This is a genomic window from Anaerosacchariphilus hominis, from assembly GCF_014290175.1.
In the GTDB taxonomy this organism is placed as follows: domain Bacteria; phylum Bacillota; class Clostridia; order Lachnospirales; family Lachnospiraceae; genus Laedolimicola; species Laedolimicola hominis.
The window spans coordinates 237,160-254,909 of the sequence record NZ_JACOOR010000001.1; the positions used below are offsets into that span (position 1 = coordinate 237,160).

At 46.4% G+C, this 17,750-nt stretch carries 17 protein-coding genes; 6 read left to right on the top strand and 11 right to left on the bottom strand.

Annotation, left to right across the window (positions count from 1 at the left end; all coding sequences use genetic code 11):
- Positions 1-7: 7 nt before the first annotated feature.
- Entirely contained in the window at positions 8-1,219 is a 1,212-nt protein-coding gene (coaBC, locus tag H8S44_RS01135) for a bifunctional phosphopantothenoylcysteine decarboxylase/phosphopantothenate--cysteine ligase CoaBC (protein ID WP_186872880.1), read from the bottom strand.
- A gap of 173 nt (positions 1,220-1,392) precedes the next feature.
- Here coaBC and H8S44_RS01140 point away from each other — a divergent pair, with 173 nt between their 5' ends.
- Both H8S44_RS01140 and H8S44_RS01145 read left to right on the top strand, forming a co-directional pair.
- Positions 1,393-2,001, top strand: coding sequence for an ECF transporter S component (locus tag H8S44_RS01140; RefSeq protein WP_186872879.1), 609 nt, complete (start codon positions 1,393-1,395; stop codon positions 1,999-2,001).
- A gap of 63 nt (positions 2,002-2,064) precedes the next feature.
- The gene (locus H8S44_RS01145; protein WP_186872878.1) at positions 2,065-2,835 is read left to right on the top strand and encodes a type III pantothenate kinase; all 771 of its coding nucleotides are present in this window, start codon (positions 2,065-2,067) and stop codon (positions 2,833-2,835) included.
- A 127-nt stretch (positions 2,836-2,962) separates the two neighbouring features.
- Here H8S44_RS01145 and H8S44_RS01150 read toward each other — a convergent pair whose 3' ends face one another.
- The 10 genes from H8S44_RS01150 to H8S44_RS01195 form a co-directional block, all read right to left on the bottom strand.
- Positions 2,963-3,196, bottom strand: coding sequence for a polya polymerase (locus H8S44_RS01150; protein ID WP_087163641.1), 234 nt, complete (start codon positions 3,194-3,196; stop codon positions 2,963-2,965).
- A gap of 93 nt (positions 3,197-3,289) precedes the next feature.
- A complete protein-coding gene (locus H8S44_RS01155) occupies positions 3,290-4,126 on the bottom strand; it encodes a CvfB family protein (protein WP_186872877.1) in 837 nt (278 codons plus the stop codon).
- A gap of 12 nt (positions 4,127-4,138) precedes the next feature.
- Positions 4,139-4,840: an acyl-[acyl-carrier-protein] thioesterase gene (locus tag H8S44_RS01160; RefSeq protein ID WP_186872876.1), complete on the bottom strand. Its 702-nt coding sequence runs from the start codon at positions 4,838-4,840 to the stop codon at positions 4,139-4,141.
- Between the two features lie 76 nt (positions 4,841-4,916).
- Entirely contained in the window at positions 4,917-5,621 is a 705-nt protein-coding gene (locus H8S44_RS01165; protein WP_186872875.1) for an HAD family hydrolase, read from the bottom strand.
- Positions 5,622-5,632: 11 nt separating this feature from the next.
- Positions 5,633-6,541, bottom strand: a complete 909-nt coding sequence (locus H8S44_RS01170; RefSeq protein ID WP_186872874.1) for a hypothetical protein — start codon at positions 6,539-6,541, stop codon at positions 5,633-5,635.
- Positions 6,542-6,818: 277 nt separating this feature from the next.
- Complete coding sequence (locus H8S44_RS01175) at positions 6,819-9,827, bottom strand: AAA domain-containing protein (RefSeq protein WP_186872873.1); 3,009 nt, start codon at positions 9,825-9,827, stop codon at positions 6,819-6,821.
- 141 nt (positions 9,828-9,968) lie between these two features.
- Entirely contained in the window at positions 9,969-10,691 is a 723-nt protein-coding gene (locus tag H8S44_RS01180) for an AAA family ATPase (RefSeq protein ID WP_186872872.1), read from the bottom strand.
- Between the two features lie 168 nt (positions 10,692-10,859).
- Positions 10,860-12,041 (bottom strand): MalY/PatB family protein, encoded by a 1,182-nt coding sequence (locus tag H8S44_RS01185; protein ID WP_186872871.1) that lies wholly within the window; start codon positions 12,039-12,041, stop codon positions 10,860-10,862.
- 11 nt (positions 12,042-12,052) lie between these two features.
- Positions 12,053-13,159, bottom strand: coding sequence for a trans-sulfuration enzyme family protein (locus tag H8S44_RS01190; RefSeq protein WP_186872870.1), 1,107 nt, complete (start codon positions 13,157-13,159; stop codon positions 12,053-12,055).
- 36 nt (positions 13,160-13,195) lie between these two features.
- On the bottom strand, positions 13,196-13,795 hold the full coding sequence (locus H8S44_RS01195; RefSeq protein WP_186873018.1) for an HD domain-containing protein: 600 nt from the start codon (positions 13,793-13,795) through the stop codon (positions 13,196-13,198).
- A gap of 757 nt (positions 13,796-14,552) precedes the next feature.
- Here H8S44_RS01195 and H8S44_RS01200 point away from each other — a divergent pair.
- The 4 genes from H8S44_RS01200 (at position 14,553) to H8S44_RS01215 (ending at position 17,734) form a co-directional block, all read left to right on the top strand.
- On the top strand, positions 14,553-14,978 hold the full coding sequence (locus H8S44_RS01200) for an N-acetyltransferase (protein WP_186872869.1): 426 nt from the start codon (positions 14,553-14,555) through the stop codon (positions 14,976-14,978).
- A 124-nt stretch (positions 14,979-15,102) separates the two neighbouring features.
- On the top strand, positions 15,103-16,344 hold the full coding sequence (locus H8S44_RS01205; protein ID WP_117467627.1) for an IS256 family transposase: 1,242 nt from the start codon (positions 15,103-15,105) through the stop codon (positions 16,342-16,344).
- Between the two features lie 774 nt (positions 16,345-17,118).
- A complete protein-coding gene (locus H8S44_RS01210; RefSeq protein WP_186872868.1) occupies positions 17,119-17,490 on the top strand; it encodes a plasmid mobilization protein in 372 nt (123 codons plus the stop codon).
- Entirely contained in the window at positions 17,483-17,734 is a 252-nt protein-coding gene (locus tag H8S44_RS01215) for a hypothetical protein (protein WP_186872867.1), read from the top strand. The genes H8S44_RS01210 and H8S44_RS01215 overlap by 8 nt, the downstream gene beginning before the upstream one ends.
- Positions 17,735-17,750 lie beyond the last annotated feature (16 nt).

Below are 17,750 nucleotides of genomic sequence, written 5' to 3' on the forward strand. Positions count from 1 at the left end.
AGTCTCCTTATCCCAGTTTTTTACAGATCTCGTTTAAGATCTCATGGGCTGTCTCTTCCTTAGAAAGCAACGGAAGCTCCCGCTCTCCATCCTTCGTCAATACAGTCACGCAGTTGGTATCGCCGCCGAAGCCCGCGCCTGCTTTTCTCAGGCTGTTGGCGCAGATGAGATCGCAGTTCTTACTTTCCAGCTTCTTCTTCGCGTTCTGTAACAGGTCTTCCGTCTCCATGGCGAAGCCGCAGAGCACCTGGCCTCCCCGCTTATGCTCACCCAGATATTTCAGGATGTCCCGGGTTCTGGTCAGCTCGATGGAAAGTCCGCCCTCAGCCTTCTTTATCTTATGGTCTGCGGCGGTCACCGGCGTATAATCCGCCACTGCAGCGGCCTTGATAATCACATCAGACTCCTCCGCACGCTCTTTCACGGCCTCGAACATATCCTGTGCTGAAGTTACACGCACCACATTCACCAGCAGGGGCGCCTCCGCCTCCGTATGAGCTGCCACCAGCGTCACCTCTGCGCCCCGGAGCATGGCTGCGTGGGCCAGGGAAAAGCCCATTTTCCCGGTAGAATGATTGGTGATAAAGCGTACCGGATCGATGGCTTCCCGGGTGGCTCCCGCGGTCACCAGCACCTTCTTCCCTGCCAGATCCTTCTTGCAGGCGATTTCCTTCAGAATATATTCCAACAACAGCTTTTCATCTGGCATCCGGCCGTCTCCGCTGTCCCCATTGGCCAACATGCCGGTCTCCGGCGGAATGATCTCATAGCCGAAGCGGGCCAGCTTCTCCAGATTATCCTGGACGATGGGGTTGTGGTACATGTTGTGGTTCATGGCCGGGGAAATGATTTTCTTGCAGGGGCAGGCCATGACCGTAGTAGTCAGCATATCGTCGGCAATGCCGTTCGCGATCTTGCCGATCACGTTGGCAGAGGCCGGAGCCACCAGCACCACGTCCGCCTGCTTTGCCAGCGCCACATGCTCCACGCTGTACTGGAAATTCCGGTCAAAGGTGTCAATGAGGCATTTATTGCCGGTAAGCTGTTCGAAGGTCAGCGGTGTGATGAATTCCGTGGCGTTTTTCGTCATCAATACCTGTACATTGGCGCCCAGTTTCTTCAGCATCCGCGCCAGATTTACGATTTTATATGCAGCGATACTGCCGGTCACCGCCAGCACCGCGGTCTTTCCTTTTAAGGTGTTCTTATCAAATGTCATCGCGTTTCCTCCCAGTTTATTCCCCTTGATTATAGGGGAATTTCGCATTTTTTTCAATACAAAGGCCCCCGAACTTTTTATTTGCTTGAATTACGGATTTCCCTATGCTATCATTACCCCGTAATTGTATTGTATCCGCGTATGCGGAATAATAACAAGGAGGAAAATTGAATATGAAAACATCTACCAAAACACGGCAGCTAACCGTTCTCGGACTGCTGACCGGCATCTTACTTCTGATGGCTTATACGCCTCTGGGATACCTGAACATCGGGCCTCTGGCTATCTCGTTCAATGTGATCCCTGTCGCACTGGCTGCCATTACCCTGGGACCTGCAGGCGGAGCTGCCGCGGGAGCCGTATTTGGACTGACCAGCTTTTTACAGTGCATTGGTGTGGGCGGTGTAAGCTCCATGGGTGTCGTACTCTTCGGCATCAATCCCGTACTGGCATTTATCCAGCGTTTTATTCCCCGTCTCCTGGACGGACTTCTGCTGGGTTATATCTTCCGCGGTGTAAAGAAGGCTTCCAACGCACGCGTAGGCTGCTTCGTGACCGGCTTCTTCTCCGCATTTTTAAATACTCTGTTTTTCATGACCGCACTGGTTGTCCTGTTCGGCAATACCGAATATATGCAGGGCCTCATCGGCGGTAAAAATATTATTCTTTTCGTATGCGGCTTTGTGGGAATCAATGCGGTGTGCGAAATGATTTCATCAACGATTATCACCGGAGCGGTGGGCTTCGCGCTTCTGAAGGCGGGCCTGATTAACCGGGACTAAACCTATATTACAGCCTGAAGTACCTGCTGCCACGGGCTTACGAAACGGATTCAGGAGGAACACATGATTCTTACCATCGATATCGGAAATACGAATATTGTCATGGGCTGTTTTCATAAAGACCAGCTTCTCTTTCTGGAGCGTTTTTCCACGGAGCAGGAATCCACAGCCTTGGAATACGCCACCATCATGCGGGAAATGCTGGATCTCCATGAGATAAAGCCCTCCCAGATCCTGGGCGGCATCCTTTCCTCTGTGGTTCCTTCTGTAACCAATACGGTGAAGCTGGCGGCTGAAAAGTTCACCGGCGCCCGCATGCTGGTGGTGGGACCCGGCATCAAAACCGGCATCAAGCTGGCCGTGGACGACCCGGCCCAGCAGGGCAGCGACCTGATCGTGGGAGCTGTGGCAGGCGTCCACAGCTATCCGGTGCCCCAGATTATCATCGACATGGGCACCGCCACCACAGTCTCCGTCATCAACCGGGACAAGGCCTACATCGGTAAAATGATTCTGCCGGGCGTGGCCGTCTCCCTGAATGCCCTCTCCGGCAAAGCGGCACAGTTACCCTATATCTCCCTGGAGAAGCCGAAGAAGCTCATCGGAAGCAATACGGTGGATTCCATGAAGAGCGGCATCCTCTACGGGAACGCCGGAGCTCTGGACGGACTGATTGACCGGATCAACGAGGAGTTAGGTGAAACCTGTACAGTGGTGGCCACCGGCGGACTGGCCGGAGTGATTACGCCCTTGTGTCGGCATGAGATTATTCCGGATGACGATTTGTTGTTGAAGGGGCTGTTGATTTTATACCATAAAAACTGCCCGGATTGAAATTAAAAAACTAAAATAGAATCCTGCCCGGAGGGCTTTTATGTAATAGGAGATTCCGACGGAATTTCCTATTGCATAAAAAAAACGAGGTATTCGTTCCAGCGGAACAAGTACCTCGTTTTAATTTTTAACCATTAATCATAAATGAAACTAATTTGTCGATGTCTTCCTTCTCGTATGCGATGATCTCAAGCTCAGGAATCTCTCCGTTGGAGAAGATGTTCGCCATAGATACATACTGGGAAAGCTTTGACTTCAGGTTCAGTCTGTCTCCCTCGCCTGTAACCAGCTCAACTTTTCCCTTGCAGCTGTCTACTACCTTGAAGAACTTATCGATATCGGTAATATTCTGTACTTTCATTCTGATTCACCCCTTTCTTTTCTCTCCTATTATAACCGCAAACAGTTACTTTGGAAAGCACTATTTTTGTTTTTAAATAAATTTTAACATTTTTTACACTTTGCGGCGGATGCTTTTCTCCGTTATCTCGATTTTACCCTCTTTTAAGAGTCTGCCTACGGCTCTTTTGAACGCATTTTTGCTCAGATGCAGCTCCCGCTCGATGACTTCCGGTGAAGCTTTGTCCGTAAAAGGCAGGACGCCATCGAATTCATCGATGACATTCAGCACCGTTTCTGCGTCTGCGTCCATCTGCAGGTATGCTTTTTCCCTGAGACTTAAGTTCAGCTTGCCGTCCTCATGAACACCGGTGACCCGGGCCTCCACCACATCGCCGATTTTCGCTCCGCCGTGGAAATCCTTTCTGGGAATCAGGCCGGAATAGCGGTTGTCCACCGCCACAAAGGCGCCGAACTCTTCGCTGATTTCATAGACGGTTCCCTTGACCCGATCGTCCTTTTTATAGGGAGAATGAAGTTCCAGATATTCATAGACATTCATGGTCGCGCAGAGACGGCTACTCTTGTCGATGTAGAGCGCCACCAGCACCTCCTGGCCCTCATGTACCCGCCGGGTCTGCTCCCGGAAGGGCAGTAATAAATCCTTCTCCAGGCCCCAGTCCAGAAAAGCGCCGATTTTCCCCACCTGAGCCACCTTCAGAACAGCCAGGCCGCCCAGCTCCAGCTTCGGTTCATTTGTAGTGGAAATCAGGCGATCCTTGGAATCCTTGTATACAAAGGCTGTCAGCTTCGAACCCACTTCCGTTCCCTCCGGCACCTGCTTCTTCGGCAGCAGTACGCGCTCCTCCGCTCCCTCCTGCTCGCCGAGGTAGACGCCGAATTCAACTCTTTTTATTACGGTTAATTCCTGTTTTTTTCCTAATTCAATCATTTTTATCCTCTCTTACGATAATTCCACGACTGCGTAGGGCCGTCCCAGCTCGTCGCACAGGCCCACGGTATAGCGCTCATCCTCCAGGGCTACCACCGGGTAAATCATGTCGCCCAGCAGCGCCGATTTCTTATACTCGGCCCGCATCTGGTGAATGGGAAAATCCTCGGGCACATACTCCCGTGCCATCTGGATGTACTGACCGTTATTTACGTGATGATTGGTATCCAGATGATGCTTCTGCACCGGGAAGGGTTCGCCCGTCTCGCCATTTTTCGGCATAGGAACCTTCCGGGAAGCATACTTCATATCCAGCTTATCTTCCAACACATAAGCCCGCTCGATATCCTCCGGCACCCGGGTGGGAAGTCCCGTATCCGTGTCCAAGAAGCTCCAGAGGCTGTTGGCATGGGCGATAAGCTTTCCTTCCTTATCCCGCATGACAAAGTTACGGTAGCCTGCAAAATTTTTGAAATAATAGGGCCAGGTTCCGATCTCGATCTCCTCGCAAAGCTTCGGATACCGGTCAATCACGATCTGCCAGGAAGACAGCACCCAGACCCGGTGCAGCTGCTCCAGACGCTCCACGCCATTATTCAGCATCTCCGACTGAAAGGTACTGCAGTCCTGAAAATAATTGATGACTCCGTTCAATGTCAGCTTCTTATCCTCGCCCACCTCGCTGTAGCGGACGCGGCTGTTGAATGAATACATAAAAACTCCTCCTTATCCGCCTGCGTTTCAGTTCCATTATACAGAAAGGCGGGAGAAAACACAAGGTTGCTTTTTCTCAGCCCCCATTGGCCATCCGCCCCAGTAGCTCTGCCAGTTCTGTTTCCGTATCGACCACCGCGTCCGGTGTTACTTCCTTCCCGGTCTGATGGCCTCTGTGGTTATACCAGACCGCTTTCCAGCCTGCTCTCTTCGCTCCCAGAATATCATTTCCGTAGGAATCTCCCACATAGCAGAGCTCCTCCGGCCGGAGGCCCAGTCTTTTCTCTGCACGCTCAAAAATTTCTTTATCCGGTTTGGCGACTCCCTCCTCGCCGGATATAAGAATATGCTCCGTCGGGATCCATCGTTCCGCTCCCAGGGCGTGAACCTTGTCCCACTGGTGCTGTCCCGGGCCGTTTGTGATGATTCCAAGCTTCACCTTTTTCCCCAGGCACTCCAGCATCCGCTCCATGCCCTCTGTCATACAGATCTCCTGCTGTTTTCTCTCATACACCGTCTGAAATTTCAACGCAGTCTCTGCATCAATCTTTTTTCCAAAATCTGCAAAGGCATTCTGATACCGATAAATGTACATGTCTCTCAGGGACATCTCTCCCCGGAAGGACTGGGCATAAACCTGATCGCCATATTTCCGGCTGGCCAGAAAAGCTCCGTATAAATCCAGTTTTTCCCCCGGAAATACTTCCTCCGCCGTCCTCCGAAAAGGCACCGACAAATCATACAGCGTGTCGTCCACATCAAATACCATTGCTTTTATCATGTTCTGCTCCTTTAAAATAAATCCAACATATTATCCAGATAAATCTTTTCCCGGACCTGCAGCTGATATTCCGGCTTCGTCATATAATAAAGCAGGAATTCCAGAATCAGGGCGCTGCCCAGACTACGGCCTTCGATTTTAAACTGGGAAAAGCCCACAGGCAGGTAAACAGCCTGAATTTCATCAATCCCGATAAAGCCGGAATTTTTCATCGCCTTCGAGAAGCGATAACCTTCCCCTGCGTCCGGTGCCTGACATTCGTGTTCTATATTTTCTCCGAGATTTTTGCGGCTGACCGCTTCATAGCAGCGTTTCCGATCCTGACAGCCAGACCAGCAGCATTCGTTACAGAGAAATTCTACTTTGTCTTTCTCCGGCTGCGGCAGCGTTTTCCACTTTTCTATTTGCTGATTCAACCGGAAGTCCGGCACCACATAGCAGAAATCCGGCCGCCTGATTTCTTCCCGGCACTTCTGAAAATCGGTCAGAACCTTCGTGGTGGAAGAGACAAAATAAAGTCCCGGATACGTTTTCTTCAGATAATTCAGCAGCAAATCCGAATGAAGAATCACGCCGTTTTGCACTGCGCCCTTTTTCCCTGTCCCCTGCTGCTCAAACAGGGTGCAAAGAGCATTGCATTTTTTATCTGAAAGATGCTCTTCCTGAAGCAACGAATTACTGAATGTCAGCCGGGCTGAAATCCCGTATTCCCGCATCAGTTCCAGTACCTCCCCCGGCTCTGCCTCCCCGAATCCGGCCCGGCCTCCGCCCCAGATACAATCCGCCGGAGCGCCATAGATGGATCCTATCCCGCACCAGTCATAGAACCATTCCCGGTGTTCCCGATACAATGGCAGGAACACCTGATACAGCTCGTAAAATTCAAACAGCCCCGGAAGATGATAATATGCTTTTCTCATACATATTTTCCTTCGTGTTTTTTCGCTTTTTATGCTTTTCCGAACAATTCCGCTATCTGCGGATTTCAATTCGGAATCCGATAGGTTTCCGCATTCTTTTCCAAATGGAAGTCAAGCTGCACTTTGCCATTCTTTACCTTCATCCAGACGCTGGTCATTTTTTCTTCAACAGAGGAATCAAGCAAAAATACAACCTGTCCTCCTCCGCGGTGATGGAGAGAATGCGTCTGGCCTGATTTATGTTCATAACTGTCTTCTCTGATCGTCTGCACAAAAATTACTTTACACTGGCAAAATACCGCATCAGGATATTTTTCATATATTGATACCTTCTGGCATACGTGTTTTCGACACGGATTAGCTCAAATCCATGTTCCCGACAGATTTCTTCCTTTTTTCTATCGCGTTCCATTACAATCTTTTTTTCCTGATGTTCTCTTCCATCCAGCTCGATTGCCAAAACCGGGATATCTATCTTACTTCGTGGCTGTCTCTCATAAACCACAAAATCGAAGCGGCCCGTATAAAATAAATCATTATAAGTACTATTATCCTGAAATACGTGAGCAATACTTACTTCTTTTTGAACAACACATTTTTGATTTGTGTTCAAAACATTATCCAGTGCATGATTCAAATTTTCCAGGAAAGCCTGCTCTGTTTCTGTACTGTATGGTTTGATTCCCAATGCGCGAGATGCATTTGTTTTTGGAGTAACTGTTGACACTCCATTATGCTTCACATACTGAACCAATTCATACAGATCATCATCATTTGAATTGTTATGCAACCGCTCTAGTTCTTTACTGCTTGAAAAAATGATCAACTTATCTTTCGCCCTTGAAACTGCTACATTAAGTAATTCCTTATTATTTTTCAACCAGCCATAAGTTCCCTGACTGGTCTTATCCGTAAGAGCCAGCGAAAACAATACAACATCCTTCTCATCTCCTTGAAAGGCATGAACTGTCCCACACACCACATTGTCTAAACTGCTGTCTCTCAGCTTTTGATTAATCAGTTCTTTTTGGTTCGCAAATGGAGTAATCACCCCAATACTCTTATCCTTATGCAATGACGCATATTGAACAATCTCATCTGCTTCCGCCGGTGCTGTATTTTTATAATAAGTACTATTCCCAGGAACGTCCTGGAAAATCAATGGTTTGTCTTCTTTGCTTTGACTGCAAATTTTCAACTTTCCATTATAATACTTTTTATTGTTAAACTGAATAATCTGCTTATTACATCTGTAATGATGGCTCAAAAGAATTTCTCTGCTAACAGAATCACAGGCCAGAAACACTTTATAAATGGAGTTCTTGATGTAATCATATTCATCTGTTATCTGATACATCTTTCGAAGCCTCTGATTATTTACAGGATTCAGTAAAATTACCGGGTTTAACTGCTGGGGATCTCCCACAAGCATCAAGCTTTCACTTCGTATGATCGGCACCAGGGATGTGGCAATATTCCCCTGACTCGCCTCATCCATGACCACCATATCAAAATGTACTCCTGGTTCTCCCACTTTGTGTGCCGAAATCGATGTTGTGGCAATAATTGGAAAAATCTTTTGAAATTTTTTTAAATTATCATCTTTTCTCAGATAACTATTAAAGGCCTTAACCTTTTTCTCCTTATCTTCCATCCTCACAATAGCCAAAAGATCCGCATTCTTCGGTTCCTGCAAACGTTTTATACACTTTGCGGAAGTATAATATAAATAACTTTTAAAAGCTTCTTCATCTTCTAATACTAACTCAAGCGCTTCTTCATCTGTGAAATCTTTCGTCTTCTCAATTTTATTGTTAACCTGTACTAATTGAATCCCCTGTAACTGTGTCTGAAAAGTCAAATGCTTATTGGATTCCATCAGACTGAGAATCGCTTCCTTTGTTTCAAGCAATTTCAGCCGTTCCTCATACTCCTGCAGCAACGCCGTCAATCTTCGTGTTCTCGCAACTCTGTCCGTTTTTCTTTTTTCCAGAGTTCCCTCAAATATATTAATATTCTTCGTGTTTTCATACAGCTTTTTAATATAGTCTAACGCGGCTGCTACTCTGTCATCACTCCCCAATCGAATAATCGGAAATGGAATCGTCCCTCTCTTTCCATTTGAAATATGTTGAAGCTTTTCACACACACCATCAATAGGATGGTTATTATAGGATACAAACAACACCGTCTGTTCATTAAAGAAAGCTGTAACTAAAGTATTTACAATCGTGTTTGTCTTTCCTGTTCCCGGAGGCCCCTGAATATATGCTAACGGATACTTCATGGCATTATGAATCGCCAATAATTGATCCAGATTAATCTGCTTATTTAATAAAGCAATCGGAAAGACTTTTCTGCTTGCGGGCTCCTGTACTAAATTTCCAAAAAAAGCTTTAATTGGCGCCGATACTTTTCCACTTTGAAACATATCATCAATTGCTCTGTATTCCTCTTGAAGATCCAGAATAATATCTCGTCCAATTGCAATTAAATACGGCATATCATCTACGCCTTTAATATGTGAATTACATTCCGTAATTCTATCCTTGATAACTTCTTGATTCTCTTCGAACTCATTCAAAAGCTCATAATCATCCGCATCTAAAAACTTTCGTATACTCTGCGTCGCTCCATCTACCGTGAACTCTGTACAAATCGTAATTTCTTCCGATGGCTTTAAACACCTGTTAACCACGTCCAAACGCATTTCCCGATATGCAAGAACATATAATCCCTGTTTCATCGGCACACTTAATACATTTAACGCAATCTGTCTGATACGTTTCTTTGTGTTATTCGCACTTCCATATTGAAAATTTGTTACAATCTCCCGGAATTGCTCCTGGGTCAGATGATAATCTCCTTTCCTGATACAATCTCCATCAAAATGATCAATTAGACTGTATTCGGTTTTGTATGGGATGGAATCCAGTTTGTTACAATCAATATAATAATTCAAAATTTTCAAATTCGATATCTGATGAAATAATGATTCATATTTTTGTTGATTTAACTGGATATCTTCTTTCAGGCGTTCTTTTACCTCAAAATAAGACCCTTCTATCACATTGGAAGATACTATGGAATCAATATAAATATTAAGCCTCGCTGTAGAAAATTGCCCCAAATGGAGTCCTTCTACATGCAGGATCCGCTTTATCGGATTTACATCAATAATTCCTATCCAGTACTTCGTAATTTCTTCCTGTTTATTTTTATACTCGATACTTAACCATTTATTTTCATGTATTGCTTTAAAGATATCACGACATACTGCATTCATACTCTTCTCCTCCACGTATGAGTATTGTCCTTTATAGATATCATACCAAAAGAATCCTTATTATCCAATGAAAATTGTAAAAAAAAACCTTATAGAGTTTCATTTATTATTTTAAAACTCCATAAGGTTTTTCTTACCCTTTTAATTTTCTTCTCCCAACAGTCTCCGCAACAGAACCTCCCGGTTGTTGACAAACATTTCGGTGACCTGAAAGCTCTCGGTCTCCTCGTAGGTGCAGGGATGAATCGCCCCGTCGTCAAAGCAGTAAATATCCGCGCCCGGGATGCCCAGCAGTATGGGCGAATGGGTCACGATCAGGAACTGACTGCCGCTTTTCGCGCAGCGGTGTATTTCCATCAAAAGTGTGAGCTGCCGCTGGGGCGACAGGGCCGCTTCGGGCTCGTCGAACAGATACAGGCCATTTGGCCTCAGATAATTCTGGGCCAGCGCCAGAAAGCTCTCACCGTGGGATTTTTCGTGATACCTGGCGGATGGATGCAGCGGATCGGCATAGGATTCTTCCTGGGTCGCCACATTGTAGAAGCTTTCCGCCCGCAGAAAGTAGCCGATTTTCTCCTTCCGATATCCTTTTATCAGCCGGATAGCGTCGCAGAGCTCCGAGTGGGTATCATGGGTAGAAAAGGTATAATTTTTCGTCCCGCCCTCCGAGTTAAAGCCATGGGCCACCGCAATAGCTTCTAATAGCGTGGACTTTCCACTGCCGTTCTCACCCACGAAAAAGGTAATCGGACTTTGAAAATCCAGGCGTTCTATGCCTTGAAATGCTTCGATATGGTTTAAATAGCTGTCCGGATCGATTCGGTTCCAGTCGAACTGGACCGCCTGGATGAATTGCTGGTTCATGTATCTCTACTCCTCATTTGCGCTCATTATATCATCGCCGAATCGCCCCTGATCCGCTGCGCCATCGTCTGCAGCCTGGAGCCATATTTTTCTGCCGTATAGGAAACGGCAGCTTCGTCCCGAAGCAGGTACAGGGATACGATTTTATCGTCTCTTCAGCGTTTTTCTCTATAATACCTTTTCTATCCTCTCCAGCGCCTCCTGAATCGTACTTCTCGGACACGCCGCATTGATTCTCTGGAAACCCTCGCCAGACTTTCCGAAGATTCGGCCACTGTCCAGCCACAGACCGGCTTTGTGGATAATCAAATCCTCCAGCTCGTCCGCACTGAGCCCCAGCTTTCGGAAATCCAGCCAGAACAGATAGGTTCCTTCCGGCAGATTCATCTTAACATCTGGGATACGCTCATCAATAAACTCTTTCGCGTAACAGATATTTTCCCAAACATATTTTTTCATGGCCTCATACCATTCGTCGCCGTGATTATAGGCAGCCTGTGTTGCCGCGATTCCAAAGGTATTGGGCTCGTCCAGACCGGACACCTGATACTGACGGATAAAAGCTTTCCGGATTTTCTCATTGGGAATAAAAATATTCGACTGCTGCAGCCCGGCCAGATTGAAGGTTTTGCTGGGGGCCGTCGCCGTCATCGTAAACTCCCGGAAGGCGGGATCCACTTCCTGAAAAACGTGATGCTCCCCGCTCCAGATAAAATCGAAATGAATCTCATCGCTGAACACCAGCACCTGATGCTCCCGACAAATGGTTCCGATGCGCAGCAGCTCCTCCTTCGTCCACACCCGTCCCACTGGATTGTGCGGGTTGCACAGAATGAAAAGCTTCACCTGATTCTCTACAATTTTCTGCTCAAAATCCTGAAAATCAATGGTATAGCTGCCATCTTCTCCACACACCAGATCGGAGCTGACCCGTTTTCTTCCGTTTTGCAGAATAATATTACTGAAAGGATAATAAACCGGCTGGTTAATCAGCACAGCGTCGTCCGGCTCCGTCACTGCCCGAATGGCATTTGCGATAGCCACGCACACGCCCGGCGTCTTCACGTGCCATTCCGGCCGGATCTCCCAGTCGTGGTGCCGTTTCATCCAGCCTGACACGGCCTCGAAAAAACCGTCTCCGATCTGGGTATTCGTATAGCCATAGATATTATGGTGCGCCAGCTCGGTAAGCGCGTCTTCCACATAAGAGGTGGTCCGGAAATCCATATCCGCCACCCATAAAGGCAGCACATCCTCGGGATATCCCCGCTTCACCGCGAAATCATATTTCAGGCATTTCGTGCCCTTTCGGTTTATTTTTTCATCAAAATTCAGGTTTCTCTCCGCCATATTTTTTTCCTTTACTTTTCCGTATTTTCAAACGCCTGTCTCAGATCCGCTATGATATCGTCCGGGTTCTCGATTCCCACGGACAGCCGGAGCAACGTATCGGTAATTCCAAGCTTCTCCCTCTGTTTCCGAGGCACATCCGGATGGGTCTGCACTGCCGGATAGGTCAACAGACTTTCCGTTCCGCCCAGGCTTTCTGCAAAGGTAATCAGACGAATATTTTTCAGAATCGCCACCGCGATTTCCGGAGACGTTACCGTAAAGGAAATCATGCCGCTTCCCGCATAATACACATTGGTAACCATACTCTGCTCCCGCAGCCACCGGCTGACCGCCTCCGCGTTGCTTTTATGACGCTCCATACGGAGGGCCAGTGTTTTCAGTCCCCGCAGGCAAAGCCAGCTTTCAAATGGGCCCAGAGCCGCACCTGTGGTCTTCGACAGAAGCCGGAACCGGTCGGCCAGCTCAGCACTTCCACTGCACAGGAAGCCGCAGACCGAATCGTTATGCCCGGCAAGATATTTGGTGCCGGAATGTACGACCACATCCGCGCCCTCTTTCAGAGGATTTTGAAAATAAGGCGTCATAAAGGTATTGTCCACGATCACCAGCGCCCCCGCCCGATGCGCAAGCTCTGCCACCGCCGCAATATCCGTGATCCGCATCATCGGATTTGTCGGCGTCTCAAAATAAATTGCCTTCGTATTTTCCTTCAATGCCGCTTTCAGCACATCCGGATCCGTGGTATCCGCAAATTCCACCTCGTAGCCATTTTTCCGGCAAACCTGCTCGATGAGTCTTACCGCGCCTCCGTACAGATCTTCCCCGCAGATGATATGGTCACCCGGTCGAAAATACTCAAACACTGCGGAAATCGCCGCCATTCCGGATGAAAAAGCAATGGTATCCCGAGCGCCCTCCAGAGAACTTAGCGTCTCCTCCAGGTACGCCCTTGTGGGATTGGATTCCCGGGAATAATCAAAACCGTTGGGATTGTGCCCAGGCGTCAGATGGGAAAAGGAAGCCGTCTGGTAAATCGGATAACTGATTGCGTGATTGTAATCCGGATTTCCGTGTTCCTCTCCGTGAATACATCGTGTGTCAATTGCGTATGCCATATCCTGCTCTCCTCATGTCTGTATCTGATCCGGCTTCTACTCCGCTTCCAGTTCCCGGTTGATCTCGTCCTCGCTGTCGGACATGGCCTGAAGCGTCATGGTCAGCAGCTTTTCCAGCGGCCAGCCAAGCTGCTCCGCCCCCCGCTCGATGACCTCTCTGGAGCAGCCTACGGCGAAGCCCTTACTCTTGTATTTCTTCTTCAGGGATTTCAATTCCATATCCCTGGTACTCTTAGAAGGACGCATCAATGCAGCCGCCCAGATAAGACCGGTCAGCTCGTCCGCCGCGTACAGCACCTTTTCCATCTCATGTACCGGCTCCACATCCAGGGTGACGCCGCACTCGATGGTGATACCATAACCATGGGAAACGACCGCATGAATAATATCCTCCGACACGCCGCCCTCCCGCAGAAGCTCCGGCGCTTTCAGACAATGCTCCGCCGGATACAATTCAAAATCAATGTCGTGCAACAGACCTACAATGCCCCAGTGCTCTTCTTCAGCGCCGTAGCCCAGCTCCCGCGCGTACCATTTCATCACGGCTTCTACGGTCAGCGCATGCTGGATGTGAAAGGGATCCTGATTGTACTTTTTTAATAAGGTAAATGCCTCTTCTCTGGAAATATCGCTCATATTTTTCACCTGTTCCGTTCTTTTAAATTTGTATTTTTTTATCATATACTTATATTCCTACTATGTCAATAGGTTTAATATATTATATATTTTTTCCCAGGGATTCTGATTTCCTGTCGCGAATCTTTTCCGATTATGTTATACTCTCTGTTAGATGTTTTTCGGAGAAAGGTCCTGCATCCCATGCGTGAAATCAAAATCATTCCCACCGCCGGGCGAAACAACTGCGGCGGGCGCTGTATCATCTACGCCCATGTGCGCAACGGCTTCCCGTATTCCTCTGGATCGGCGCCGAGCGCGGTCTTCAAATGACGAAATATGACAGTCTTCGCACCTGCCATCAGGGGATTTTTTAATCTGGCCAGCAATCCCCCGGTAAATCAGCACGGCAACATTAACCGCACCGCGAAGCTCTTAAAAGACACTTCCAAATGTTTGAGGAGGGAAATATCACGAAACCGTGGAGATATACGGAATTTCTCGGATTCAATAACAAGGTCGGCAACGCGCATCGGCCTGGAGGACGCATTTACGCCGCTCAAGGACTTTATGCCTCCTATTCTCCAATATGCAGCACCACCGGAAAGACCGGAAGATCCGCTGACCAGGCGGTTTTCCCTACATCTATCGGGCTGGCATACCCCGGATGATAATGGGATGGATGTACGCGGGGCGACTAATGTGCTGACGTCTCAGAGGGCGACGCCCTTAGCGAAAGGAAATGGGCAGCATACGAATTTGATGGAGGATAATTGTTATGATTAGAAGGCTGCAGAAAGTAGATATAAATAGGGTTGCGGATATATGGTTAAAGACGAATCTGGAAGCACATGATTTTATTTCTGAACAATATTGGATCGGTAATTATGAAGCCGTGAAGAAAATGCTGCCACAGGCAGAAGTTTATGTGTATGAAGATAATAAAATAATTCAAGGCTTTGTAGGTGTACAGGATAAATATATAGAAGGTATTTTTGTTTCCAGCAAAATGCAGTCCCATGGTATAGGCAAAGCTTTGCTGGATTATATCAAGAACAAAAAAGTCAGATTACAGCTAAGCGTGTATCAGAAAAATGGCAGGGCAATGTCTTTTTATCAAAGAGAAGGATTCACAATTCAGTCTGAACGGCTGGATGAATTCACTGGCGAAAAAGAATATGTAATGGAGTGGACTCTAAAATGAAGAGTCGTAAAAATTTTAAGTTTATGGTCAAATCAGCTTGCGAGTCTATGAAACTTTTTCTGTAAAATAACCATCACAAGGTCCTTCTATGATAAAATAAATATCATTAGGAGGGCCTTTTATTATGGCAAGACAAAAGAAACCTGTACACAGAGTACAAATGACCGATGGAAAAAGAAATATCATTCGTCAGCTTCTCGAAGAATACGACATTGAGACTGCTGAAGATATCCAGGATGCTCTTAAAGATCTCCTTGGTGGCACCATCAAGGAAATGATGGAGGCAGAAATGGATGATCATCTCGGATATGAGAAATCCGAGCGTTCTGACAACGACGATTATCGAAACGGCTATAAGCGCAAGCAGGTAAACAGCCGGTATGGTTCTATGGAAATCGAAGTACCACAGGATCGAAAATCAACCTTTGAACCACAGGTTGTCAAAAAACGGCAGAAAGATATCTCCGACATTGACCAGAAGATTATCTCCATGTATGCCAAAGGAATGACTACACGTCAAATTTCGGAAACAATTGAAGATATCTATGGCTTTGAAACGTCTGAAAGTTTTATTTCTGATGTAACAGATAAGATACTTCCGCAGATTGAAGACTGGCAGAATCGGCCGCTGGATGACGTATATCCGATTCTTTACATTGATGCTATCCACTATTCTGTGCGGGACAACGGAGTGATTCGTAAACTTGCAGCCTATGTAATTCTGGGGATTAACACAGAGGGCAAAAAGGAAGTATTGACCATCACGATTGGTGACAATGAAAGTGCGAAATACTGGCTTTCTGTCTTAAATGAACTAAAAAATCGAGGGGTTAAAGATATCCTGATTATCTGTGCAGACGGCCTTACAGGCATTAAGGAAGCGATTTCGGCGGCATTTCCAAAGACAGAATATCAGAGGTGTATTGTCCATCAGGTAAGAAATACGCTGAAATACGTTCCGGATAAAGACAGGAAAGCTTTCGCTACAGATTTAAAAACCATCTATCAGGCTGCTGATGAGCAGAAGGCTCTGGCTGCTTTAGACCGTGTGACAGAAAAATGGAGTCCGAAATATCCGAATTCCATGAAACGCTGGAAGGACAACTGGGATGCTGTTTCTCCAATTTTTAAGTTTTCAACCACTGTCCGGAAGGTCATTTATACAACAAATGCGATAGAATCACTGAACTCCACATACCGGAAACTGAATCGCCAGAGAAGCGTATTTCCAAGTGATACAGCGCTGTTAAAAGCCTTATATCTGGCCACTTTCGAGGCTACTAAGAAATGGACAACTACCATCCGGGACTGGGGCCAGGTCTATGGGGAGTTGAGTATCATGTACGAAGGACGACTTCCAGAATAAGTAAAAACATAGTCTAAGACAGGCGGCCAGCCGCCTGTCTTAAGATGTGACATCAGCAATGCTAATATCCCAATGAAAGTCGAAATGATCTCATAAGCCGTCATCGGCGCCACCTCCCTTCCTATGTATTCCGGTAGACCGGTATCATAAAACTCGGGAGGCTACCACCCTGTCATGGGTACTTTCCTTAGATAGTATCCTAACATAAGAACTAATACTTCTGCAAGAGTATATATTTTTTTCAATTACAGCCAACAAATCCAAACTTTTACTATTAAATTTGCTTTTCTTTTTTGTCCTTTATACCGCCCATAATTGCATCATATTCTTCATCATGTGCCATCCAACCATTCTGTTTGGAAATTCACTTAACCCAACTCAATTCACTATATAAAATATAAATTCTATTATATATTACTCTCCCCACAAATAGAGCCAAACTAGAGCCATTTGATAAAACAAATGCCGAAAACCCGCATAAATACTGGCTTTCGGCATTTTAATCCGTTATTCAAACTCTTCCCGAGGTTTTTATCGACAACTCATAAATGCTGATATTTCCTGCATTTTGGGCACTTCTATTTCGCATAATATCGCTCTTTTCACATTGTTTTTAATACTTTTAGTAGCAAATTAGTTGCAGTATCTGCACCTAAAGTTTTCCATCGGCTTGATATAATCTACTTTTTTTATTACTCACAACGAATAAATTCCTGTGGCTGTCAAGTTATCTATTACGCCTGCTGCCACAGCAAAATCGAAAGGAGCATAACCATGAGCAATCAACATAAAAATCCAACTATCAGCTTTAGAATTACTGACGCTGAACGAAAACAAATCGAAGCCCTGATTCTTGCCAGCGGAATGATGAAGAAAGATTACTTCATCCGTTCCTGCATCTATAACCGCCTCTGTGTTGTTGGCAAGAAAGAAACCATCTATCCTCTGGTGCAAACTGTGAATGCATTTTATCTGCAATTACTTGAAATGCAAAAGGCATTTACCTCATCAGACTGCACTCCCGATACTCTTCCTTCATCGGAAGCCATTAATGAATTACAGATCGAATACACTAATATGCTAACAGCTATTATCGACCTGCTGGATGGTGCAAAGTATCTGGGGGAAGGAGACTGCCATGAATAACAATCTTAATTTCCGGTTCGGTATGTATGAACCTGCCACAGACTCTATTATCGTCAATACTGGAGAGAACTCCATTCTCGTTATCCCTTGCAAGGAATGTAATTCCTCCGTTATCTTTGATGATCTGACTGATATTGTATATCTATACTGGCTGGCAGAGGAAACGCCTCTGCTATACGCCAAACTGGCATTGAAGGAAAGCGGATTGCAGGATTATGTGGATGCTATGAATTGGTTTAGTTAAACCCCTCCCTAAGGGC